The organism is Phenylobacterium sp. (assembly GCF_022402485.1).
In the GTDB taxonomy this organism is placed as follows: Bacteria; Pseudomonadota; Alphaproteobacteria; order Caulobacterales; family Caulobacteraceae; genus Phenylobacterium.
Map to the genome: position 1 here is coordinate 1 of NZ_JAKRSA010000008.1, position 23,700 is coordinate 23,700.

The window sequence follows — 23,700 nt, forward strand, 5'->3', positions numbered from 1 at the left end:
TAGAAGGCGATCTCGCGGGTGTGCATCCGGTCATAGACCACCCCGACGCAGAGGAAGAGGGCCCCAGAAATCAGGCCGTGGCTGACCATCTGGAAAATGGCACCCTGCTCACCCTGCGCATTGCCCGAGAAGATGCCGATGGTCACGAAGCCCATGTGAGCCACGGAGGAATAGGCGATCAGCTTCTTGATGTCGGTCTGCCGGAAGGCAACCAGCGAGGTGTAGACAATGGCGATCGCCGACAGAGCAAAGACCATCGGCGTAAAGAAGGCCGAGGCGTCGGGGAACATGGGCAGCGAAAAGCGCATGAACCCGTAGCCGCCCATTTTCAGCAGCACGCCTGCCAGGATCACCGACCCGGCGGTGGGGGCCTCCACGTGGGCGTCAGGCAGCCAGGTGTGGACCGGCCACATGGGCATCTTCACCGCAAAAGACGCGAAGAAGGCCAGCCACAGCCAGTTCTGGATCTCAGGACCGAAGTCAAAGGCCATCAGTTCGGGGATCGAGGATGTCCCGGTGATGCCGATCATGCCCAGTACGGCGGCAAGCATGAGTACCGAGCCCAGCAGGGTGTAGAGGAAGAACTTGAAGGCCGCGTAGACCCGGTTCTTGCCGCCCCAGATCCCGATGATCAGGAACATCGGCACCAGGCCAAACTCGAAGAACAGGTAAAACAGGATCAGGTCCAGAGCGCAGAACACCCCGATGACCAGGGTCTCCAGCGCCAGGAAGGCGATCAGATATTCCTCGATACGATGCTCGATCGAGCGCCACGAGGCGGCGATGCACAGGGGCATGAGGAACGCCGTAAGCACCACCAGCAGCACAGAAATCCCGTCGACGCCCATCCGGTAGTGGATGCCCGCGAACCAGGCAAAGTCCTCCACGAACTGGAATTCAGCCGTACTGCGATCGAACTGTCCGAGCATGACCAGGGACAGGGCCAGCGTCACGAGGGTGGTGATCAGGGCAACCCACTTGGCCAGCTCGGCCGACCGAGGGCTGCCGGCAGGTGCCACAAGACGCAGGGCCAGGATCGCCGCAATGCCGATCACAGGCGCGTAGGTGATGAGGGAGAGAATGCCAGTCATGACCTATCCCCGCCTCAAGCCGGCCAGAAGGCGAGCGCAAAGGCCAACAGCCCTGCCACACCCAGCAGCATCACAAACGCATAGTGGTAGACATAGCCCGTCTGCAGCTTGCCGGTCCGACGGCCAATCACCGCCGATACCGCCGCCACACCATTGGGGCCGAGGCCGTCGATGATCTTCTGGTCGCCAACCTTCCAGAACAGGTCCCCCAGCCCACGGGCGGCGCGGACAAAGGTGGCGTTGTAGAGCTCGTCGAAGAACCACTTGTTATAGAGGAAACTCCAGATCGGACCTTCCTTGGCCGCCATCCGGGCGCCGAGGCCCTCGCGCAGCACATAGACATAGAACGCCACGGCGAGGCCCAGCATCGAGGCGACCAGGGGCGAATAGAGCACCCAGCGCGGCACATGGTGCGCATGTTCCAGAACATGGTTGGTGGGGGCGGTATAGATCGCCCCTTGCCAGAATTCGGCCTGATCATAGCCGACGAACGGACCCACAAAGGCGATCCCCGCCCCTATCGCACCAACGGCAAGCAGCAACAGCGGGACCAGCATGATGAGCGGGCTCTCATGCGGGGTATGAGCATGGTGGTGGCCATCATCATGGGCGTCGCTCGTCGCTGACGCACCATGACTCTCGCTCTGGGCCGGTGCATGGGCATGGGCATGATCATCGTGGGCGTGATCGTCATCGGCCCACTTGGCTGTGCCATGGAAGGTCATGAAGGCCAGGCGCCAGGAGTAGTAGGCCGTCAGGGCCGCCGCCAGGATGCCGATCACATAGGCAAAGTAGGCGATGCCATTCTCTTGACCGGCGGCAAAGGCCGCTTCGATGATCATGTCCTTGGAGTAGAAGCCGGCAAAGCCCAGCTTCACCTCAGGAATACCGAAGCCCGTGATGGCGAGGGTACCAATGACCATCACCGCATAGGTGACCGGCAGCAGCTTCCAAAGGGCCCCCATCTTCCGCATGTCCTGCTCGTGGTGCATGCCGTGGATCACCGAGCCGGCGCCCAGGAACAGCAGGGCCTTGAAGAAGGCGTGGGTGAACAGGTGGAACATGGCGGCCTGATAGGCACCGATGCCAGCGGCGAAGAACATGTAGCCGAGCTGCGAACAGGTCGAATAGGCGATAACCCGCTTGATGTCGTTCTGGGCCAGACCAACTGTGGCGGCGAACAGGGCGGTGATCGCGCCGACCAGGGTCACGACCTGCTTGGTCACCGGTGCGTATTCAAACATCGGCGACAGCAGGCAGACCATATAGACACCGGCCGTCACCATGGTGGCGGCATGGATCAGGGCTGAGACCGGCGTCGGCCCCTCCATGGCGTCCGGCAGCCAGGTGTGCAGGAAGAACTGCGCCGACTTTCCCATGGCCCCGATGAACAGGAGCGCACAGGCCAGATCGACCGCGTGCCAGGTCGCGCCGGCGAACTCCCAGCCCACCGAGGTAAACTCCTGAACCCGGGGGAAGATCTCGGCGAACTCGATGGTCCCGAACATCCAGAAGACGGTGATGATGCCCAGCGCAAAGCCAAAGTCGCCGACCCGGTTGACCACGAACGCCTTGATCGAGGCGGCATTGGCGGTGGGTTTCTTGAACCAGAAGCCGATCAGCAGGTAGCTGGCGAGCCCCACCCCTTCCCAGCCGAAGAACAGCTGCATGAAGTCCGCCGCCGTCACCAGGGCCAGCATGGCGAAGGTGAACAGCGACAGATAGGCAAAGAAGCGCGGCTTGGAGTCGTCCTCGGCCATGTAGCCCCACGAATAGACGTGGACCAGGGCCGAGACGGACGTGACGACGACCAGCATCACCGCGGACAAGCCGTCGAACCGGATCGACCAGGCCGACTGGAAGTCTCCGATATTGATGAAGGGCAGGAGCTTCAGGGTGAAGGCTTCAAGCCCACCCCAGGTCCATTGAACGAACAGAATCCAGGACAGGACACAGGCCAGCAAAAGCAAGCTGGTGGTGATGGCCTGGGACGCGAAATCGCCGATGCGACGGCCGAACAGGCCCGCGATCAAGGCGCCGATAAGCGGCGCAAAGACCAGGACGATGGCGAAAAACTGAGGGGTCATGGGGTCCGTCAGCCTTTCATCACGGCGGCATCATCCACGGCGATGCCGCCGCGGTTGCGGAAGAAGGTGACGAGGATGGCCAGGCCCACCGCAGCTTCCGCGGCGGCCACGGTCAGCACGAACATGGCGAAAAGCTGCCCCACCACGTCATGCAGATAGGCCGAGAAGGCGACCAGATTGATGTTCACGGCCAGGAGGATCAGCTCGATCGACATCAGGATGACGATGACGTTCTTGCGGTTCACAAAGATCCCGAAGACCCCAATCGTGAACAGGATGGCGGCGACCGCCAGATAGTGGCTAAGCCCGATGGTCATTCGCCCGTCCCCTCGCCCGGCTTGATCTGAACGGTGCGCATGCCGCTTTCCGGCGTACGGGCCACCTGGTCGGCGATCACCTGACGGCGGACACCGGGCTTATGGCGCAGGGTCAGGACGATGGCGCCAATCATGGCCACCAGCAGCACCATCCCCGCCGCCTGGAAGAAGTAGACATAGTCGGTGTAGAGCACCCGGCCGATCGTCTCGGTATTGGAGTAGCCGTCCAGGGCCGACATCGGCTCCCGGGGACCAGCTGCAGCACCGCCGGTGGCGACCGCCGTGGCGACGAGGATCATCTCAAAGGCCAGAATGCTGGCCACCACAGCCCCCACTGGCGCGTAGCGGGCAAAGCCTTGCTTGAGGGCCCCAAAGTCCACGTCGAGCATCATGACGACGAAGAGGAATAGCACCGCGACGGCACCCACATAGACCACCACCAGGAGCATCGCCAGGAACTCCGCCCCCAGCAGCAGGAACAGACCCGCCGCAGAGAAGAAGGTCAGAATGAGGAAGAGCACCGAGTGCACGGGATTTTTGACGGACACCACGGCGAGGCCTGAGCCGATCGTGATGGTCGCCAGCACATAGAATGCGATCGCCTGCATGGCCATGACGGCTAAACTTTCGCCCCTCAATCATCAGGTTGGTCCGCCCGCCGGGCGCATAGCCCAGGTGGAACGCCAACGTCCAAAAGCCCCGGAATCGCGCCTGTCTCTTAGCGATAGGGCGCGTCGAGTTCCAGGTTCTTCGCGATCTCCCGCTCCCAACGGTCTCCGTTGTCGAGCAGGCGATCCTTTTCGTAGTACAGCTCTTCCCGGGTCTCGGTGGCGAACTCCAGGTTCGGCCCCTCGACAATGGCGTCCACCGGGCAGGCCTCCTGGCACAGACCGCAATAGATGCACTTGACCATGTCGATGTCGTAGCGGGTCGTCCGGCGGCTGCCGTCTTCCCGGGGTTCGGCCTCGATGGTGATGGCCTGGGCCGGGCAGATGGCTTCGCAGAGCTTACAGGCGATGCAGCGCTCTTCCCCATTGGGATAGCGACGCAGGGCATGCTCGCCGCGGAAGCGCGGGGACTGCGGGTTGCGCTCGTTGGGATAGATTACGGTCGCCTTGGGCCGCATCATGTACTTCATCCCCAGGCCAAAGGCCCCAATGAAGTCCATGAGCGCCGCGCCCTTGGCGGCCTGGCTGATACGGGCGGCGAAACTCATCACATCGCTCCTTGGGCCGGGCCGAAGACGCGCCAGGCGGCAACCAGCACCACAGCCACCAGCGAGAACGGCAGGAAGACCTTCCATCCAAGACGCATCAGCTGGTCGTAGCGGTAGCGGGGGACAATCGCCTTCACCATGGCAATCAGGAAGAAGAAGAAGACCGTCTTGGCGAAGAACCACATGAAGCCGAAGAAGCTCTGCGCGGTCGCTGGCCAGTTCTCAATGAACGGCGTCGGGAAAGGCGCCTGCCACCCCCCGAAGAACAGGATGGTGATGATCGCGCACATCAGCACGATGTTGGCGTACTCACCGATCATGAACAGCAGGTACGGCGTCGAGGAATATTCCACCTGATAGCCGGCCACGAGTTCCGACTCGGCTTCGGGCAGGTCAAAGGGCGGCCGGTTGGTCTCGGCCAGGGCCGAGATGAAGAACACCACGGCCATGGGGACCATGATCAGGATCATCGGCAGGTTGGAGAGGCCGCCGCCGAACACATACCAGTTCCAGAACCCACCCGCCTGCTGCTCCACAATGGTCTGCAGGTTCATGGTCCCGGCCAGCAGGATCACGGTGATGATCACAAAGCCGATGGACACCTCATAGCTGACCATCTGCGCGGCCGAACGCAGGCTGCCGAGGAAGGGGTATTTCGAGTTGGACGCCCAGCCGCCCATGATGATGCCGTAGACCCCCAGGGAGCTGATCGCCAGCAGGTAAAGGACGCCGACATTGATGTCAGACACCACCCAGCCCGGTGCCAGGGGGATCACCGCCCAGGCCCCAAAGGCCAGGACGAAGCTGATCAGAGGGGCCAGGATGAAGACCACCTTGTCGGCCCCGTCGGGGATGACGATTTCCTTCAGCACAAACTTCAGGAAGTCAGCGAAGGACTGCAGCAGGCCAAAAGGGCCCACGACATTGGGGCCTTTGCGCATCTGCACGCCGGCCCAGATCTTCCGGTCAGCCAGCAGCAGGAAGGCCAGCGACAGTAGAATCCAGATCGTGACGGCCAGGATCTGGCCCACGGTGATCAGCGTCCAGCCGCCCGGTGTCGCCCAGAAATTGGTGGTGGCGTCCATGCCCTACTCCGCGGCGATCTTTTCGGCGCCCGGGACGAGCGCCTGGCACTCGGCCATGGTCACGCTGGCGCGTGCGATCGGATTGGTTAGATAGAAGGCCTTCACCGGGCTGGCAAAAGGCGTGTCCGACAACTCGCCCTCTCCGCCCAGGACCGACAGATCGAGGGCACCTGGGACGTCGGGCACATAGTCGATGCGCCCAAAGGTCGGGTGATCGGCGAACAGACGGGCCCGCAGCTGGTCGAGGCTGTCATAGGGCAGCTTGGCGTCCAGCAGTTCGGACAGGGCCCGCAGAATGGCCCAGTCTTCCTTGGCCTCGCCCTTGGGAAACACGGCCCGCTCGCCCCGCTGAACACGGCCCTCGGTGTTCACGTAAAGGCCGTTCTTTTCGGTGTAGGCCGCCGCCGGCAGGATCACATCGGCCCGATGGGCACCGGCATCCCCGTGGGTGCCCATATAGACGACGAAGGCGTCGGTGGCCGAGAGGTCCATCTCATCGGCCCCCATGAGCAACAGAAGGTCAGCGCCGCCCTTGGCGGTCAGATCCAGGGCATTCTTACCGCCAGCCTTAGGCGTAAAGCCCAGATCAAGCCCCCCGACCCGGGCGGCGGCGGTGTGCAGCACATTCCAAGTCGCCTTGAAGGTCTTGGCCACAGTCGCAGCAGCCTTGACGACAGCTGCGCCATCCTGACGGGCCAGCGCCCCGGCCCCGAGGATGATCGCCGGCTTCTGGGCAGCCTTGAAGGCCTTGGCGAAATCACTGCGGGACTTGGACAGTCCGCTCAGCGTTTCAGGCCCTGCGCCGAGATAGTCATAGGCGAAAGACAGGTCCGCCTGCTCGCCGATCACGCCGACCCGCAGCGCACCCGCCAGCCACCGTTTCCGTAGCCTGGCGTTGAACACCGGGGCTTCGAGGCGGGGATTGGTCCCCACCAGCAAGATCACGTCAGCCTCTTCGATGCCCGCGATGGTGGAGTTCAGCAGCCAGCTCTCGCGCGGCCCATCCCCCAGCGCCATGCCATCCTGTCGGCAATCCAGGCTGGTGACGCCCAGGCCACCAAACAGGTCCAGGGCGGCCTTCATGGACTCTGCGTCCTGCAGGTCGCCCGCGATCACCCCCATGCGCTCGGGTGCCGTGGCCTTCACCTTGGCGGCGACCGTCTGCAGCGCTTCAGGCCAGGACGCCGGCCGCAGCTTGCCGTTCTCACGGATATAGGGCCGGTCCAGACGCTGGCGAGACAGGCCGTCAACGGCGTAGCGGGTCTTATCGCTGATCCACTCTTCGTTCACGTCGTCATTGATGCGCGGCAGAACCCGCAGCACGGCGGGGCCGCGCGCGTCGACCCGAATGGCCGAACCCAGAGCGTCCATCACATCAACGCTCTCGGTTTTCTTCAGCTCCCAGGGGCGCGCATTGAACGCATAGGGCTTTGATGTGAGGGCCCCCACCGGGCACAGATCAATGACGTTGGCGCTCAGTTCCGATGTGACGGCGGCGTCCAGATAGGTCGTGATTTCAACGTCTTCACCCCGGGAGATCAGGCCGATCTCCGGCACCCCGGCCACCTCGGTGACGAAGCGGACGCAGCGGGTGCACTGAATGCAACGGGTCATCACCGTCTTGATCAGCGGGCCCATGAACTTTTCTTCGACCGCACGCTTGTTCTCGCCATAGCGGGAATCGTCGCGGCCATAGCCCATGGCCTGATCCTGCAAATCGCACTCCCCGCCCTGGTCGCAGATCGGACAGTCCAGCGGATGGTTGATCAGCAGGAACTCCATCACCCCGTGACGGGCCTTCTTGACCATCGGGGTATCGGTGAAGATCTCCTGGCCCTCCGCCGCCGGCAGGGCGCAGGAAGCCTGCGGTTTGGGCGGGCCAGGCTTCACCTCCACTAGGCACATGCGGCAGTTGCCGGCGATAGACAGGCGCTCGTGATAGCAGAACCGCGGGATCTCTTTCCCGGCGAGTTCGGCCACCTGCAGCACCGTCATGCCGGGTTCAAACTCAACCTCGACGCCGTCAACCTTTGCGATGGGCATGTTCTCTACTCCGCCGCCACGAGCGTGGCACCCTGAACGTGCGGGCGTCCGGCGCGGTACTGGGTGATGCGATCTTCCACTTCATGGCGGAAGTGGCGGAACAGACCCTGGATCGGCCAGGCAGCCGCATCCCCAAGGCCGCAGATGGTGTGGCCCTCAACCTGGGAGGCCACATCGAGAAGCATGTCGATCTCGGCCATCTCGGCCTCGCCGGTCACCATGCGCTCCATGACCCGCCACATCCAGCCGGTGCCTTCCCGGCAGGGCGTACACTGGCCGCAGCTCTCATGTTTGTAGAAATAGGACAGCCGGGCGATCGACTTCACGATGTCGGCGTCCTTGTCCATGACGATGACCGCCGCCGTCCCGAGACCCGAACGCATCTCCCGCAGGGAATCGAAGTCCATCAGCGCGGTCTCGGCCATCTCGGCAGTGATCATCGGCACTGATGAGCCACCCGGAATGATCGCCTTCAGATTGCCCCAACCGCCCCGAATGCCGCCGCAATGGTCTTCCAGCAGCTGGCGCAAGGGAATGGACATGGTCTCTTCGACCACACAGGGACGGTTCACATGGCCAGAAATGGCCATCAGCTTGGTACCGGTGTTGTTTGGCCGTCCGAACCCGGCAAACCACTCGGCCCCCCGACGCAGGATCGCGCCAACAGTGGCGATGGTCTCAACATTATTGATGGTGGTTGGGCAGCCATAGATTCCAGCGCCCGCCGGGAATGGCGGCTTCAGCCGAGGCTGGCCCTTCTTGCCTTCCAGGCTCTCCATCAGGGCGGTCTCGTCCCCACAGATATAGGCCCCGCCCCCATGGGTCACATGCAGGTCGAAGTCCCAGCCATGGACATTGCCCTTGCCGATCAGCTTGGCCTCGTAGGCCTGCTTGATCGCCGCTTCCAGGCGCTCGCGCTCGAAGACGTACTCGCCGCGGATGTAGATGTAGCAGGTGTGCGCCCGGATCGCGTAGCTGGCGATCAGGCACCCTTCGATCAGCAGATGAGGATCATTCCGCAGGATCTCGCGGTCCTTGCAGGTGCCCGGCTCGGACTCATCGGCATTGACCACGAGGTAGTGCGGCCGCTCGCTTTCCTGCTTGGGCATGAAGGTCCACTTCAGGCCGGTGCCGAAGCCCGCCCCGCCGCGACCGCGCAGGCCTGAATTCTTGACCTGATCACAGATCCATTCTGGCGACTGCGACAGGATCTCACGCACGCCGTTCCAGGCGCCGCGCCGCTTGGCACCCTCAAGGCCAAAATCGTGCAGGCCATAGAGGTTGGTGAAGATGCGGTCCTTGTCTTCGAGAATCCCGACCACGCCCTTCAAACTCCTTCTTTCGCGCGCCGAAAGGCCGCGATGAACCAGATCTGCGCCGCAAATCCCACGGCCAGAGCGGCGCCAAACACCGCAAACAGCCAGTTTTGGCCTGACATCAGCGCGCCGACAAAGGCGACGGCCGCGGCGACCAGGCAGGTCACATTGATCACCGCCATACGTAGAAAGCGGGACTTGATCTGAGCCTCGGCGCTCACGCGGTCGGCTCCGTCTTGGCCGTCACCTTGGGCGCGGCATTTGGAATCTTCTTCAGTGGCTTGGCCGCCGAACCGTCATAGAGCGCCGGATCGAACAGGGTGAGCGGTCCACCCTCGGGCGATGAGCCCTGGCGCTTGACCGCCGACCCCGGGGCCGGTGCCTTGCCCGCCGCAAAGTCGTCCAGCAGGGCCTCAAAGCTCTCCGGCGTCAGGTCCTCGTAGTAATAATCATTGATCGCCGCCATGGGGGCATTGGCGCAGGCGCCCAGGCACTCCACCTCCTGCCAGGTGAACTTGCCATCGGCAGATAGGTGATCCTTCGCCCCGATCTTGCGTTTGCAGACCGCCATCAGGCTCTCAGAACCCCGCAGCTGGCAGGGTGTGGTGCCGCAGACCTGGACCAGGGCGACACTGCCCACCGGCTCCAGCATGAACATGGTGTAGAAGGTCGCCACCTCCAGCACCCTGATCCGGGCCATGCCGAGCATTTCGGCCACCAGCCGGATCGCGGGTTCGCTCACCCAGCCATCTTGCTTCTGGATCAACCAGAGAATGGGAATGACCGCCGACTGCTGACGGCCGGCGGGGAACTTGGCGATCCACCACTTGGCCTTTTCCAGGGTTTGCGGCTGGAAGGTGAAACTGGTCGGTTGGTTGGGTGAAAGACGACGTACGCTCACATGCCCCTCACTTCACGAAGTCGATGCGGGCGATCTTGCCGCCGGCAATGGTATAGATGGCGGCGACCTCGAAACTGACCGGGCCGGGCGTGCGATAGACCCGCTCGTGATCGATGACACGGTCACCGATGACGATCCGGTGGGCCAGTTCAGCGCGGTTCTGAGGATGTTCGGCGAACAGGGCCACATGCTTGGCCCGAAACGCCTCTAGGCCATCCACGGTCACCGCGCCATTGAAGTCGGCGACGATGAGGTCCTGGGCGAAATACCCGCAAAGGGCATCCACGTTCTGGGCGTTGTAGGCGTCCAGCTGGCCTTGAGCCAGGGCGGCGGCGGCGGACATCGTTGTCGCGCTCATCGATCGACCTCGCCGAACACGATGTCGAGAGAGCCCAGAATGGCCGAAACGTCAGCGAGCATGTGGCCCCGGTTCATCCAGTCCATGGCCTGAAGGTGCGCAAAGCCTGGGGCGCGGATCTTGCACTTATAGGGCTTGTTCGAGCCGTCCGAGACCAGGAACACCCCGAACTCCCCCTTCGGGGCCTCAACGCTGGCATAGACCTCACCGGGCGGCGTCCGATAGCCCTCGGTGAACAGCTTGAAGTGGTGGATCAACGCCTCCATCGAGCGCTTCATCTCACCGCGGCGGGGCGCGCCGATCTTGTTGTCCTCGATCAGGACCGGACCCGGCGTCTTTTGCAGGCGCTCACAGCACTGCTTCATGATCCGGAGCGACTGACGCATCTCCTCCATGCGGCAGAGATAACGGTCGTAGCAATCACCGTTCACGCCGAGCGGAATGTCGAATTCCAGCTCGTTGTAGCATTCATACGGCTGATTGCGGCGAAGGTCCCAGGCGATCCCAGATCCCCTCACCATGACCCCGGAGAAGCCCCAGGCCAAAGCTTCCTGCTTGCTGACGACGCCGATATCGACGTTGCGCTGCTTAAAGATCCGGTTGCCGGTAATGAGGGTGTCAATTTCTCCCAAGGCCTTGGGGAAGATGTCGCACCAGGCGTCGATGTCGGCGATCAGAGCCGGCGGCAGGTCCTGACGAACGCCGCCCACCCGGAAATAATTGGCGTGCAGCCGCGCACCCGACGCCCGCTCATAGAAGACCATGAGCTTTTCGCGCTGCTCGAAACCCCACAGGGGCGGGGTAAGCGCACCCACGTCCATGGCCTGGGTGGTGACGTTCAGCAGGTGGTTGAGGATCCGACCGATTTCCGAATAGAGCACCCGGATCAACTGGGCCCGATAAGGAACCTCGACCCCCAGCAGCTTCTCGATGGCGAGCACATAGGCGTGCTCCTGGTTCATCGGCGCCACATAGTCCAGGCGGTCAAAATAGGGGATCGTCTGCTGATAGGGACGATACTCCATCAGCTTCTCGGTGCCGCGATGGAGCAGGCCCACATGGGGATCGACCCGCTCGACCACTTCGCCATCCAGCTCCAGGATCAGGCGCAGAACCCCGTGGGCCGCCGGATGCTGGGGACCAAAGTTGATGGTGAACTTGCGGATTTCAGTTTCGGTCGCAGGCACGGTGGCCAAATCGCCGCCGGACACGGGGATCACTTCGCCACTCATGCCTTGGGCTCCGCCTTTTCGTCACCCGGCAGGGCGGCAAAGCCCCGCTCGGCGCCCTCCCAGGGGCTGAGGAAGTCCCAGTTGCGCCACTCGGTCATCTTGATCGGCTCATAGACCACGCGCTTGAGCTCGTCGTCATAACGAAGCTCCACATAGCCGCTCATGGGGAAGTCCTTCCGGAGCGGATGGCCGTGGAACCCATAGTCGGTGAGGATGCGCCGCAGATCCGGATGGCCCTCGAAGAAGACCCCGTACATGTCGAAGGCCTCCCGCTCGTACCAGTTGGCGTTGGGAAACGCCGGAGTTGCGGTCGGGACCGGGGTGTCCTCGTCAGTGACCAGTTTCACCCGCACCCGCAGGTTCTTGCTCATGGAGAGCAGGTGATAGACGACGTCGAAGCGCTTTTCCCGCTCAGGATAATCCACCGCCGTCAGGTCGATCATCACCTCAAACCGATAGTCGGGGTGGTCACGTAGGAAGATCAGGGCTTCGACGATCCGCGGCAGAGGTGCTGTCAGGCAAAGCTCGTCATAGGCCACATGGGCCCCCGAAAGCGCACCGGCGCTATTGGCGACCATGGCCTGGCCAAGCCCCTGGAGATCGACGGCGGAGACGGGCCAGCTCATCGTTCAATCGTCCCGGTGCGACGGATCTTCTTCTGGAGCTGCAGCACCCCATAAACCAGGGCCTCAGCCGTCGGCGGGCAGCCCGGCACATAGATGTCGACCGGTACGATCCGATCGCAGCCGCGCACCACGGAATAGCTGAAATAGTAGTAGCCGCCGCCATTGGCGCAGGAGCCCATGGAGATCACGTAGCGGGGCTCTGGCATCTGGTCATAGACCTTGCGCAGGGCCGGAGCCATCTTGTTGCAAAGGGTGCCGGCGACGATCATCACGTCAGACTGACGCGGGCTGGCCCGGGGCGCGAAGCCATAGCGCTCCAGGTCATAGCGCGGCATCGAGGCCTGCATCATTTCCACGGCACAGCAGGCCAGGCCGAAGGTCATCCACATGAGCGAGCCCGTGCGCGCCCAGGTGATCAGGTCATCGGCCGCTGCGGTGATGAACCCCTTGTCCGCCAGCTCGTCATTGACCCCGTCAAAGAAGGGGTCGTGAACCTTGGGATCATAGCCTTCGACCGTCGCCCGGGCGGCCGAATTGGCCGGAACGATCACTCCCATTCGAGGGCCCCCTTCTTCCATTCATAGATGAAGCCAACCGTGAGAATGCCCAGGAAGGTCATCATCGACCAAAAGGCGAACTGCATGGCTTCGGTGGGCAGGTTCATCAGGCTGACAGCCCAGGGGAACAGGAACGCGACCTCGAGGTCGAAAATGATGAACAGGATCGAGACCAGGTAAAACCGGACGTCGAATTTCATCCGCGCATCGTCGAAGGCGTTGAAGCCGCACTCGTAGGTCGAGAGCTTTTCCGGGTCGGGCGAACTCGGCGCCAGGACGGCGGCGGCCAGCACGAAGGCCAGGCCCAAAACCGCCGCGATCCCTAGGAAAATCACGATGGGCAGGTACTGCAGAAGGAACGCGTTCATGGAGTCCTCGAAGGAGTCGCGGGCCCTTCTAGACCAGCAATGCGCAGGGTTCAAACAGCGGATTCCCCCTTCTTGGATACGCCATGGCTAAGCCCTCGATGGCTGCGGCCAGACGTCGCGAGGTGAATCCATCGCCCACAAACGAAGCATCCCCCAGTTCATTCTGCGAATGCTTCTCAACTGCTGCCGTGGTAGTTTACACCCCTTCCTACGCAGCCTAGGCTAAGGCCATGTGGGGGGCAGCCTAGGCTAAGGCCATGTGGGGGAGAGACAATTGACCAGGCGACCCTTGATTCACCGGGCGCTCGACGGGATCGAGCGCCTGGGCGACCGCCTCCCTGATCCTGTCTTTATTTTTGCCTGGATCATTGGTGCCCTGGTTCTGGCCAGCGTCATCTGCGCGGGGCTAGGGGTCAGCGCGATCAATCCGATCAATGGGGAACTGCTGAGGGCCGAAAGCCTGCTGGCGCCAGACAACATTCGCACCTTGCTGGTGGAGATGCCCAAGACCCTCACGGGTTTCGCCCCCCTCGGCTATGTCTTGCTGATCATGCTGGGGGCGGGAATCGCTGAACGGGTGGGGCTCCTGTCGGCGGCGATTCGGGCCATGATGAGCCAGACCCCGCGCCGGTTGGTCGTCCCGGTGATCATATTCCTGGGCCTGATCGCCAACCATGCCGCCGATACGGGCTTTGTAATCCTGTTACCCCTGGCTGGGGCCGCCTTCGCTGCCGTCGGCCGCCACCCTGTGGCAGGCATTGCCGCAGCCTTTGCCGGTGTGGTGGGCAGCTTTGCCGGCAACCCCCTGCCCGGTCAGTTTGACGCCCTGATTCTTGGCTTGTCGGAGCCAGCAGCGCGACTTATCGATCCCACCTGGACCGCCAATCTGGTGGGCAACTGGTACTTCACCGCGGCCACAGGCTTGCTCTTCATCCCGTTGGCCTGGTGGGTCACAGTCAAGGTAGTGGAGCCGCGCCTCGGCCCCTGGACACCCCCTGCAGACCTGCCTCCGCAAGATGCCCCCCTGACCCAGGTCGAGCGGCGCGCTCTGCGCTGGTCGGGATTTGCTATCCTTTGCGTCATCCTCCTGTGGGCGGCCCTGGCCCTCATGCCGGGCGCACCCCTAGTGGACCAAAGTCAGACCGGGCCAGGACAATGGACGCCCTTCTTCCGTTCTCTGGTAGCCGGCTTCTTTGTCCTCTTTCTCGCCGGAGGACTGACCTATGGCCTCCTGACCAAGCAGATTCGGTCCGACAAGGACGTGGTCAGGCTTGCCTCAGACTCCATGGCCGCCATGGCCCCCTACATCGTCCTGGCCTTCGCTGCGGCCCACTTCATCGCCATGTTCACCTGGTCGAACCTGGGCGTCATTGTCGCCATCAATGGCGCAGAAGCCTTGCGATCGTCCGGATTGCCGATCCCGGTGCTGCTGATGGCCATCGTGCTCCTGACCGCAGGCCTGGACATGCTGATCGGTTCAGCCTCCGCCAAGTGGGCGGCCCTGGCGCCGGTGCTGGTGCCCATGCTCATGCTGCTGGGCATCAGCCCAGAAATGACCACGGCGGCCTATAGAATGGGCGATTCCAGCGTCAACATGGCCTCACCGCTGATGCCCTATTTCGCCCTCGTACTTGGGTTTTGCCAAAGATGGCGGCCAGGCTTCGGGGTCGGGGGCCTGATCAGCACGATGCTGCCCTATTCCGCCGCCATGATGAGTGCCGGTTTGATCCTCGTTGGCCTGTGGGTGGCCTTCGAACTGCCGCTTGGTCCACAGGCTGGAGTGCAATATTCGCCGCCTCAAGCCACATCATCACTCGTGCCCAGTTGACACGATTCCGGTCGGGACCTATCAGACCCCCCTCGCGGCAACGCGAGCGCCATATGCGGGTGTAGCTCAGTTGGTTAGAGCGCCGGCCTGTCACGCCGGAGGTCGCGGGTTCGAGTCCCGTCACTCGCGCCACTTCTTCTGAAGTGGCGCTTTCTCCCCCAACAAAATTCTGAATGACCCCCTGGGGTTCTTCGCCTGTCCCTTGGCATCTGCGGACGCGGGCAACCCCTGTCGCGCCACATCACCCTTGACGATGGTTTGATATCAAGCATAACTAGTTTGGCATCATACCACTTGGGAGGCTCAAATGTCATCGCGGCGGAATGTCCTGAAGCTAATCGGCGGGGGCGTTGTCCTCGCGGCCACCACAACGGGGGGTTTTCTGGCCCTCAACCAGCCCTCAAGGGCAGCCCGGGCTCCATGGCGGGAGGCCGGGCAGTATGACGAGTTCCGTCGCCGCGCCCTGTCATACGCTCTCCTCGCGCCAAACCCGCACAATCGGCAGCCCTGGCTCGTCCAGCTCAATGGCGATCAGGAACTGACCCTTTTCTGTGATCTTGAGCGACGCCTGCCCGTGACCGATCCGCAGGATCGGCAGATCGTCATCGGCTGTGGCGCATTTCTCGAACTGCTGGCGATCGCGGCGGCCGAGGACGGCTATCATGCGATCATCACGCCCTTCCCTGAGGGCGAAGACATGGCCAACCTGGACCGCCGTCCGGTGGCCCACGTGAAATTCGTGGCAGGAAGCGGCCAGCCAGACCCCCTGTTCGCCCAGGTGCTCGCGCGCAGATCCAACAAGACCCCCTACCATCCCCGCGACGTGCCCCAAGCTTTGCTTGTGGAGCTGGCACAGGCCGGGGGCGCGTTCGGAACATCCTCCACCTGCATCGGCAATACCCCCCTCGCCGCACGCTTGCGGGACCTGACCTGGCGGGGCCACACCACGGAGATGGCGACCCCTGACGCCCTGCAGGAATCGGTGGATCTGATGCGAATTGGGGCCGGCGAAGTGACCGCCAATCCCGACGGGATCGAGCTGGAGGGCCCCCTGATCGGGGCGGGACGGCTTGCCGGAGTGGTCAGCCGCGAGACACTGGGCGACCCTTCATCAACGGGGTTCCAGCAGGGCCTCGACATGTACCAGGAGATGGCCATGTCGGCTCGAGCCTTCGGCTGGCTGGCCAACACCAATGCCTCCCGCACCGACCAGTTGAATGCCGGACGCGCCTACGTACGGATGAATCTCAAAGCCACTGAGCTGGGTCTCGGAATCCACCCGTGGAGCCAGGCGCTACAGGAGTATGCAGAGATGTCGGGTCTGTTCGAAGAGGTCCATGGCCTCATCGGTGGTGGTGAGAGGCTGCAAATGCTGTTCAGGATCGGCTACGCTGACCCGGTGATCCCCACACCTCGCAGAGGACTAAACGCCCACCTTGTCTGAGCCAGAGCCAAACGCCAGCCCGGTGCCCTCTCACGAGGCGCGGTTGTTCACGCTGTTCAATGAGATTGGCATCATCAATCAGTTGAGCAGCACGGCGTTCGAACGGGTCCTGCCCCATGGCCTGACCCAGGCGCAGTTCACCGTGCTCAACCACTGCATCCGCCTTGGGGATAACAAGACTCCCGCCCAGCTGGCGTCGGCGTTTCAGGTCACCCGAGGCACCCTGACCAGCACCTTGCAGCGGCTTGAGGCCAAGGGCTTCATCGCCCTTGTGCCTGACGCCAAGGATGGACGCTCAAAGCGGGTCTTGCTGACGGCCGCAGGCCGCAACGCAGCTAAGGAGTCCATCGTCGCGGCCGCGCCGATCCTCACCCGCGCCCAGGCCGCCCTCTCCCGAGAGGAGGTCGAAGACCTCATGCCTATCCTGATCAAATTGCGGATCTGGCTGGACACCCATCGCTCCCTTTGAGTGCGCCGCCCCGGTCAGGGTGAGCGGCGTTCGAAGTGACCCTGGCCGCAGATCAGGATCAAAGCTTTGCGAAGGGCTTGAGCCGATCGGCCTCTCCGGGAGCAAAGGGCAGCACGTCCCAGAACCCCGCTGGCTCCAGAACCGGCCGTAAGGCCTCGCGGTCAGCGTCGGGCAGGCCAGCGAACATTGCCTTCAGCCAAAGCCAGCAGTCCACCGTGTAGGGCCGAGCGAAGCTGGTCAGGGTGACCCCGCCAACCTCGAAAGCACACCGCCGCTCGCCGAGCCCGGCCGCCTCGGCAGAAGCCAGCATCATGGCGCGGAAGCCACCACCCGCCAGAGCAATCAGTTCCGTCAAGGTCTGATCTGGGGCGGCCTCCGCCCCCCAGTCGCCCTGATGTCCTGAGAGATCATCGACCCACTGAGTCCATTGATAGGTCCGCACAGCATGAGTGCGCATCAAGCGCGACGGACTGGGATCGATGGCCAGCTGGCTGAACATCCCATAAAGCCCAAAGTCTGCGATCGATGGCCTTTGGCCAAACAGGAAGAGCCGCCGGGAGAGACCGCGCTCGATGATGTCCAGGAGCGCCAGATATTCCCGTTCCAGGGCCGCGTGGGTGGTGGGGTCCCCGCCACCGATGAGGTTGCGCACCATCTGCTGGCGGGCGGTGAACTTCTCGATGCCCAGGGTAAGGCTGTCTTCATCCACGTCCCCGAGCCAGCCCGCCATCTGCCGACGGGCGCAGAAGGCAACGTCCTCCTCCGATGTCCACCGGAACGCCATAAGGATCACGGCCAGCCATTCATCAGCAAAATCCTCCACCAGGCGCGCCAGGAACTGCTGTGCGGCGGTCGGCGGCATGAGGCTCGGCCCCTCTGGATGCAGAGCTTCCATCTCGTGCAGGATCGGAGTGGAGTCATTCCAGGCGCTCCCATCGGGATAGAGCACCACGGGCAAGAGCCGCTTCCCGAAGGCCTTCAGCCCTGCGCTCTGGCCGTTTCCATCAAAGCCCCCCAAAGGAACGGTCCAGTCGTGGGGAATGCCCCGATAACGCAGGGCCGCGCGAACCTTGTGCGAATAGGGCGAGCCGGGCCCCGCTAGGATGCGATAGCGCCCAGGACGGGGCATCAGGTCAGCTTGTTCAAAGATCACAAATCAGCTCCACCACCAGAAGTCGGCACGCTGCGTGACAATATCGGGCTGGACGCTCGATGAAAGTGGAAACCTCAACCCCGCTGCGCGGCTTCCAGGCGGGCCCGAACATCGGCCGGAAGAGCCAGGTCAGGCGCTGCGGCATTGGCCTCAAGGTGTGCCAACCGTGTGGTGCCCATGACAGCGGCCGAGACACCAGGGTGTTCCAGAATATAGGCGAGGCTCGCCTGGGCCGCGCTCATGCCCTCCAGGCGGCGCAGAAAGGCGAAGCGCTCAGCCAAGGCCAGCTCCTGTCGGTGGTTCTTCAAGGCTCTTGCGGCATACCAGAGGTCACGCATGCCCCGCAGTTTGCGGATTTGACCGTCCACATGCCCCATGGCCAGGGGCATACCCGCCAGAACGCCCTTCCCCTGCGCTGCGGCCTGGGTGATCAACCCACGGCGTTCAGGTCGCAGGACATTGTAGTCCAGCATCACCACATCGAGGGTGGGCGCGGCGATGATGGCGGAGATCACATCCGGGTCAAAGCTGTTGGCCCCAAACGCCCTTACCAGACCCCGCTCCCGCAGGCGTTCAAGGGCCTCAAACAGGTGGTCGTTCAACTCTGAAACTGCAGGGCCATGCAGCTGGACCAGCCCCAGATGCTCTAGCCCCAGACGGCGAAGGCTGGCCTCGACGCTAGCGGTGACGGCGCCGGGTGAAAAGTCCCGACCAGTACGCCCCCCGCCGGCATGGAAGGTGCCGGCCTTGGTGGCAATCACCAGTCCCTCCGTGAAGCGGCCTTTGAGGGCGCGACCTAGCCTGGGCTCGGCCTCCCCTCGGGAATAGCCAGGTGCTGTGTCAAACAGGGTGATGCCTAGGTCCAAGGCCCGGTGAACCAGGGCAACAGCCTCGCCCTCGTCAAATCGGCTCAGCCCCCAATAACTGGCGCACCCCATTCCAATTTCTGAAACCGAGAGACCCGTTCGGCCCAGGGGACGATATCGCATGCGCTCTTCGCCGGATGGAAACGTGGGCCAGACAGCGTGATCGGCCGGAGGAAGTGGTGGGCGGCGAGGGGTTCGAACCCCCGACCCCCTGGGTGTAAACCAGGTGCTCTGACCAGCTGAGCTAGCCGCCCTCGACGCCCTCATACCCCCTCTGGCGACAGATTCAGAGCCGCTTTTGGCACCGATCCCACAAAGAAGGGGCGACCGCCCACAACGACCGCCCCTGCCTGAATTCTTCTTCAGCGCCTCAACTGTTGAGGGCGCTCTTCAGCCCCTCGCCAACCCGGAACCGCGCCGTCTGAGACGCCGGCCGATTGACGCTTTCCCCCGTACGCGGATTGCGGGCGACACCTGCTGCGCGGCTCACCGGCACAAAGCTACCGAAGCCAACAAGCCGCACCTCCTGACCGCCCTTGAGCGACCCCGTGACGGAGTCGACGAAGGCGTCCAATGCATCCTTCGCCTGAGATTTGGTGATCCCGGCCTTATCGGCCATTGCCGATACCAGTTCAGCCTTGGTCATGGTTGGTTTCCTCTCCCTGCCCCTTGTTCTGTTTTTCGCGAAGCGCTGGCAGCCGCGATCACCTCCGCGCCAAGGGATTATGAGGGCTTCAGCGGGCGCGTCAAACAAAGCGGCGCGGGGGTGAGCCCGCGCCGCCTGTGGTCTGGCAAGGAGAAAAGCCTGCGACCCTAGTGGGTCATGATCGCCTCGGCCTCGCCGTCATCTCCGGCGACAGGACCTTTGGAAGGGGGCTCGGTCCACTCGATAGGATCAGGCATCCTGGTCAGGGCGCGGACCAGCACGTCATCCATGGTGTTCACAGGGATGATCTCCAGACCCTCTTTCACCTTGGCCGGAATATCAGCCAGATCCTTTTCATTTTCCTGCGGAATCAGGACGGTCTTGACCCCGGAACGCAGGGCTGCAAGCAGCTTCTCCTTCAGGCCGCCGATGGCCGTCACCCGGCCCCGCAGAGTGACCTCGCCGGTCATGGCGATATCCTTGCGGATTGGAATGCCGGTGAGCACCGAGACGATCGCCGTCGCCATCGCCGCACCCGCCGAAGGACCATCCTTGGGTGTCGCCCCGTCAGGCACATGGATGTGCACATCGGTCTTTTCGAAAGCTGGGGGCTCGATCCCAAACTGGGTAGCTCGGCTGCGGACGTAGGAGTTGGCCGCCGCGATGGACTCCTTCATCACGTCCTTCAGGTTGCCGGTGATGGACATACGCCCCTTGCCGGGCATCTTGACCGCTTCGATGGTCAGGATATCGCCGCCAAAATCGGTGTAGGCGAGGCCGGTGATGATCCCGACCTGATCCTCGGCATCCATCTCCCCATAGCGGTACTTCCGCACGCCGGCATACTTGGCCAGACGCTCAGGATCGATGGTGATGCTGGCCACCCCTTCGCGGCCGATGTCGCGGACGGTTTTGCGGGCGAGGTTGCCCAATTCCCGCTCCAGCGACCGCACACCGGCTTCCCGGGTGTAATAGCGGATCAGGTCGCGGATCGTGTCCTCGGAAACCACGAACTCCTCAGGCTTCAGCCCGTGATCCTTGGTCAGCTTGGGCAGGACGTGTCGCTTGGCAATCTCGACCTTCTCGTCCTCGGTGTAGCCCGGGATACGGATGATCTCCATGCGGTCCAGCAGAGGCTGGGGCATGTTCAGCGAGTTGGCCGTAGTGACGAACATCACCGGCGACAGGTCGTAATCCACCTCCAGATAGTGGTCGGCAAAGGTGGAATTCTGCGCCGGATCGAGAACCTCCAGCAGGGCTGAAGCCGGATCGCCCCGGTAATCAGCGCCCATCTTGTCGATTTCATCGAGCAGGAAGAAGGCGTTTGTGGTCTTGGCCTTCTTCATCGACTGGATGATCTTGCCTGGCATCGAGCCGATATAGGTCCGGCGGTGACCGCGGATTTCGGCCTCGTCACGTACGCCGCCGAGGGACACACGCACAAATTCCCGCGCCGTCGCCTTGGCGATAGAGCGCCCGAGCGAGGTCTTACCCACGCCTGGTGGCCCCACAAGGCAGAGGATCGGGCCCTTCAGCGCCCCGGTTCGGGCCTGAACGGCCAGATATTCGAGGATCCGCTCTTTCACCTTCTCCAGGCCGTAGTGATCCTCATCGAGGATCTCTTCGGCGCGGACCAGATCGATGGCCTTCTGCTTGGCCTTGCCCCATGGGATTGACAGCAGCCAGTCCAGATAGTTCCGCACGACGGTAGATTCAGCCGACATGGGGCTCATGGAGCGCAGCTTCTTCAGCTCCGCCTCAGCCTTAGTGCGTGCTTCTTTAGAGAGCTTGGTCTTCTTGATCCGCTTCTCAAGCTCATTCAGCTCGTCGCGGGTATCATCCTGCTCGCCCAGCTCCCGCTGGATCGCCTTCATCTGCTCATTGAGATAGTACTCGCGCTGCGTCTTCTCCATCTGACGCTTTACGCGGTTGCGGATCTTCTTCTCGGTCTGCATCACCGAGATCTCGCCCTCCATCAGGGCGTAGACCTTCTCGAGACGCTTCACGACGTCGAAGATTTCCAGCAGAGCCTGCTTGTCGCTGATCTTCACCGACAGGTGAGAGGCGACGCGGTCGGCCAGCTCCCCGGGGTTCTCGATCTGCGGCATGGCCGCCAGGGCCTCAGGCGGGACCTTCTTGTTGAGCTTCACATAGGATTCAAACTGCTCGACCACGGCCCGTGAGAGTGCCTCGGCCTCGGGGGATGCCTTGGCATCCTCCGGCAGGTCCGCGATCTCGGCCTCATAGTAGTCGGCCCGGTTGGTGTAGCGGGTCACCGCGGCTCGGGTCTTGCCCTCGACCAGCACCTTGACGGTGCCGTCGGGCAGCTTGAGCAGCTGCAGGATCGTGGCCACGACACCGATCTCGTAGATGGCGATCGGGGCGGGATCATCGTCATCCTTATCCTTCTGGGTCAGCAGAAGGATGTCCTTACCGTCATCGCGCATGGCCTCTTCGAGCGCCCGCACGGATTTCTCCCGCCCGACAAACAGCGGCACGGGTTGATGCGGGAACACGACGATGTCCCGCAACGGTAGGACAGGCAGGGTCTTCTTGGTCTCAGACATATGCTTTCACTCCCGGCCAGCCCCCTCGACACATAAGCAGGGCTCGACCCTCGGGCCGCAGTTACATCAGACGATGCGCCTGAGTCGGACGGTCCGTCCGCCGATGTGGCGGTGGTTTCAGTCTATTTATGTGGACGCTTCGGAGCCCGGTTCAAGCGGCACCGGGGCACACGAGACAAGTTGTCTTCGGCACCGCAACAGAAACTAGGGATTTAAGCGGCCCTTAGGCCGCTCCGCCCTTGTCCCGGCGCTCGGCATAGATGATCAGCGGCTGAGCTCGGCCTTCGACCACCTCAGCATTGACCACCACTTCCTCGACACCGTCATAGGTCGGCAGCTCGTACATGGTGTCGAGCAGAATGCCTTCCAGGATCGAACGCAGACCCCGGGCGCCGGTCTTGCGTGCGATGGCCTTACGGGCCACGGCGTTCAGGGCGTCGTCGGTGAAGGTCAGGCCGACATTCTCCATGTCGAACAGACGCTGATACTGTTTCACGAAGGCGTTCTTGGGCTCGGTCAGGATCTTGACCAGGGCCTCTTCGTCCAGATCGTCGAGGGTGGCGATCACCGGAAGACGGCCGATAAATTCCGGGATCAGGCCAAAGCGCAGCAGATCGTCCGGCTCGACCCGGCGGAAGATTTCGCCGGTGCGACGATCGTCTGGGTCAGATACCTTGGCCCCAAAGCCGATAGAGGTGCCCTGACCGCGGGCCGAGATGATCTTGTCGAGGCCAGCAAAGGCCCCGCCGCAGATAAACAGGATGTTTGTGGTGTCCACCTGCAGGAACTCCTGCTGGGGGTGCTTGCGGCCGCCCTGGGGCGGCACAGAGGCCACCGTGCCTTCCATAATCTTCAGAAGTGCCTGCTGGACCCCCTCCCCCGACACGTCGCGGGTGATCGAGGGGTTGTCGGACTTGCGGCTGATCTTATCGACCTCGTCGATATAGACGATGCCCCGCTGTGCCCGCTCAACATTGTAGTCGGCCGACTGCAGCAGCTTAAGGATGATGTTCTCGACATCCTCACCCACATAACCAGCCTCGGTCAGGGTCGTGGCGTCGGCCACGGTAAAGGGCACGTCGATAATCCGGGCGAGGGTCTGGGCCAGCAGGGTCTTACCTGTCCCAGTCGGCCCGATGAGCATGATGTTGGCCTTGCCCAGCTCAACATCGTTGTTCTTGGTGGCGTGGTTCAGGCGCTTGTAGTGGTTATGAACCGCAACCGCGAGAACCTTCTTGGCGTGGTCTTGCCCAATCACGTAATCGTCGAGCACCTCACGGATTTCGCGGGGGGTTGGCACACCGTCCTTCGACTTAACGAAGGAAATCTTGTGCTCCTCGCGGATAATATCCATGCAGAGTTCGACGCATTCATCGCAAATGAACACGGTCGGGCCCGCGATCAGCTTGCGGACTTCATGCTGGCTCTTTCCGCAGAAAGAGCAATACAGCGTGCTCTTGGAGTCCCCACTCGCGGCCTTGGTCATGTTCAGTCTCACTCTCTCGACGACGCCGGTCGGAACCGTGCCCG

At 62.8% G+C, this 23,700-nt stretch carries 23 protein-coding genes and 2 tRNA genes; 4 read left to right on the forward strand and 21 right to left on the reverse strand.

Features of this window, described 5'->3' with window-relative positions:
* The 15 genes from MH112_RS01090 to MH112_RS01160 all read right to left on the reverse strand — a co-directional run.
* Positions 1-1,091: NADH-quinone oxidoreductase subunit M (locus MH112_RS01090; protein WP_296562838.1), on the reverse strand; the 1,091-nt coding region annotated here is incomplete at its 3' end.
* Between the two features lie 14 nt (positions 1,092-1,105).
* Positions 1,106-3,178: an NADH-quinone oxidoreductase subunit L gene (gene nuoL, locus MH112_RS01095; protein WP_296562840.1), complete on the reverse strand. Its 2,073-nt coding sequence runs from the start codon at positions 3,176-3,178 to the stop codon at positions 1,106-1,108.
* Positions 3,179-3,186: 8 nt separating this feature from the next.
* Positions 3,187-3,495, reverse strand: a complete 309-nt coding sequence (gene nuoK, locus MH112_RS01100) for an NADH-quinone oxidoreductase subunit NuoK (RefSeq protein ID WP_296562842.1) — start codon at positions 3,493-3,495, stop codon at positions 3,187-3,189.
* Positions 3,492-4,109 carry an NADH-quinone oxidoreductase subunit J gene (locus tag MH112_RS01105; RefSeq protein ID WP_296562844.1) on the reverse strand — a complete coding sequence of 206 codons (618 nt, stop codon included), beginning with the start codon at positions 4,107-4,109 and terminating at the stop codon, positions 3,492-3,494. Before MH112_RS01105 ends, nuoK begins: the two co-directional genes overlap by 4 nt.
* Positions 4,110-4,213: 104 nt before the next feature.
* On the reverse strand, positions 4,214-4,711 hold the full coding sequence (nuoI, locus tag MH112_RS01110) for an NADH-quinone oxidoreductase subunit NuoI (protein WP_296562847.1): 498 nt from the start codon (positions 4,709-4,711) through the stop codon (positions 4,214-4,216).
* Positions 4,711-5,796: an NADH-quinone oxidoreductase subunit NuoH gene (nuoH, locus tag MH112_RS01115; RefSeq protein ID WP_296562848.1), complete on the reverse strand. Its 1,086-nt coding sequence runs from the start codon at positions 5,794-5,796 to the stop codon at positions 4,711-4,713. The genes nuoI and nuoH overlap by 1 nt, the downstream gene beginning before the upstream one ends.
* A 3-nt stretch (positions 5,797-5,799) precedes the next feature.
* On the reverse strand, positions 5,800-7,839 hold the full coding sequence (gene nuoG, locus MH112_RS01120; RefSeq protein ID WP_296562851.1) for an NADH-quinone oxidoreductase subunit NuoG: 2,040 nt from the start codon (positions 7,837-7,839) through the stop codon (positions 5,800-5,802).
* A 5-nt stretch (positions 7,840-7,844) separates the two neighbouring features.
* Entirely contained in the window at positions 7,845-9,161 is a 1,317-nt protein-coding gene (gene nuoF, locus MH112_RS01125; protein WP_296562852.1) for an NADH-quinone oxidoreductase subunit NuoF, read from the reverse strand.
* A gap of 5 nt (positions 9,162-9,166) precedes the next feature.
* Complete coding sequence (locus tag MH112_RS01130) at positions 9,167-9,376, reverse strand: hypothetical protein (protein ID WP_296562854.1); 210 nt, start codon at positions 9,374-9,376, stop codon at positions 9,167-9,169.
* Positions 9,373-10,056: an NADH-quinone oxidoreductase subunit NuoE gene (gene nuoE, locus MH112_RS01135; RefSeq protein WP_296562855.1), complete on the reverse strand. Its 684-nt coding sequence runs from the start codon at positions 10,054-10,056 to the stop codon at positions 9,373-9,375. The genes MH112_RS01130 and nuoE overlap by 4 nt, the downstream gene beginning before the upstream one ends.
* Positions 10,057-10,063: 7 nt before the next feature.
* A complete protein-coding gene (locus MH112_RS01140) occupies positions 10,064-10,399 on the reverse strand; it encodes a nuclear transport factor 2 family protein (protein WP_296562857.1) in 336 nt (111 codons plus the stop codon).
* An 11-nt stretch (positions 10,400-10,410) separates the two neighbouring features.
* Positions 10,411-11,646, reverse strand: coding sequence for an NADH-quinone oxidoreductase subunit D (locus tag MH112_RS01145; protein ID WP_296562859.1), 1,236 nt, complete (start codon positions 11,644-11,646; stop codon positions 10,411-10,413).
* Positions 11,643-12,272: an NADH-quinone oxidoreductase subunit C gene (locus MH112_RS01150; RefSeq protein ID WP_296562861.1), complete on the reverse strand. Its 630-nt coding sequence runs from the start codon at positions 12,270-12,272 to the stop codon at positions 11,643-11,645. Before MH112_RS01150 ends, MH112_RS01145 begins: the two co-directional genes overlap by 4 nt.
* On the reverse strand, positions 12,269-12,850 hold the full coding sequence (locus MH112_RS01155; RefSeq protein WP_296562863.1) for an NADH-quinone oxidoreductase subunit B: 582 nt from the start codon (positions 12,848-12,850) through the stop codon (positions 12,269-12,271). Before MH112_RS01155 ends, MH112_RS01150 begins: the two co-directional genes overlap by 4 nt.
* Complete coding sequence (locus MH112_RS01160; RefSeq protein ID WP_296562865.1) at positions 12,820-13,197, reverse strand: NADH-quinone oxidoreductase subunit A; 378 nt, start codon at positions 13,195-13,197, stop codon at positions 12,820-12,822. Before MH112_RS01160 ends, MH112_RS01155 begins: the two co-directional genes overlap by 31 nt.
* A gap of 274 nt (positions 13,198-13,471) precedes the next feature.
* Between MH112_RS01160 and MH112_RS01165 the strand changes: the two genes are divergently transcribed.
* The 4 genes from MH112_RS01165 (at position 13,472) to MH112_RS01180 (ending at position 16,938) form a co-directional block, all read left to right on the forward strand.
* Entirely contained in the window at positions 13,472-15,025 is a 1,554-nt protein-coding gene (locus tag MH112_RS01165) for an AbgT family transporter (protein WP_296562866.1), read from the forward strand.
* Positions 15,026-15,080: 55 nt separating this feature from the next.
* Positions 15,081-15,157: transfer RNA gene (locus tag MH112_RS01170), tRNA-Asp, on the forward strand.
* Between the two features lie 175 nt (positions 15,158-15,332).
* The gene (locus tag MH112_RS01175) at positions 15,333-16,469 is read left to right on the forward strand and encodes a hypothetical protein (protein WP_296562868.1); all 1,137 of its coding nucleotides are present in this window, start codon (positions 15,333-15,335) and stop codon (positions 16,467-16,469) included.
* Positions 16,462-16,938 (forward strand): MarR family transcriptional regulator, encoded by a 477-nt coding sequence (locus tag MH112_RS01180; RefSeq protein ID WP_296562870.1) that lies wholly within the window; start codon positions 16,462-16,464, stop codon positions 16,936-16,938. Before MH112_RS01175 ends, MH112_RS01180 begins: the two co-directional genes overlap by 8 nt.
* Positions 16,939-16,996: 58 nt before the next feature.
* Here the strand turns inward: MH112_RS01180 and MH112_RS01185 are convergent, their stop codons facing one another.
* From MH112_RS01185 to clpX, 6 genes are all read right to left on the reverse strand, one after another.
* Positions 16,997-18,091, reverse strand: a complete 1,095-nt coding sequence (locus MH112_RS01185; protein WP_296562872.1) for a glutathione S-transferase — start codon at positions 18,089-18,091, stop codon at positions 16,997-16,999.
* Positions 18,092-18,165: 74 nt separating this feature from the next.
* Complete coding sequence (locus MH112_RS01190) at positions 18,166-19,029, reverse strand: aldo/keto reductase (protein ID WP_296562873.1); 864 nt, start codon at positions 19,027-19,029, stop codon at positions 18,166-18,168.
* Between the two features lie 105 nt (positions 19,030-19,134).
* Positions 19,135-19,211, reverse strand: a tRNA-Val gene (locus MH112_RS01195).
* Positions 19,212-19,327: 116 nt separating this feature from the next.
* On the reverse strand, positions 19,328-19,603 hold the full coding sequence (locus MH112_RS01200) for an HU family DNA-binding protein (protein ID WP_296562875.1): 276 nt from the start codon (positions 19,601-19,603) through the stop codon (positions 19,328-19,330).
* A 167-nt stretch (positions 19,604-19,770) separates the two neighbouring features.
* Positions 19,771-22,170 carry an endopeptidase La gene (lon, locus tag MH112_RS01205; protein ID WP_296562877.1) on the reverse strand — a complete coding sequence of 800 codons (2,400 nt, stop codon included), beginning with the start codon at positions 22,168-22,170 and terminating at the stop codon, positions 19,771-19,773.
* 223 nt (positions 22,171-22,393) lie between these two features.
* Positions 22,394-23,656 (reverse strand): ATP-dependent Clp protease ATP-binding subunit ClpX, encoded by a 1,263-nt coding sequence (clpX, locus tag MH112_RS01210; RefSeq protein WP_296562879.1) that lies wholly within the window; start codon positions 23,654-23,656, stop codon positions 22,394-22,396.
* Positions 23,657-23,700 lie beyond the last annotated feature (44 nt).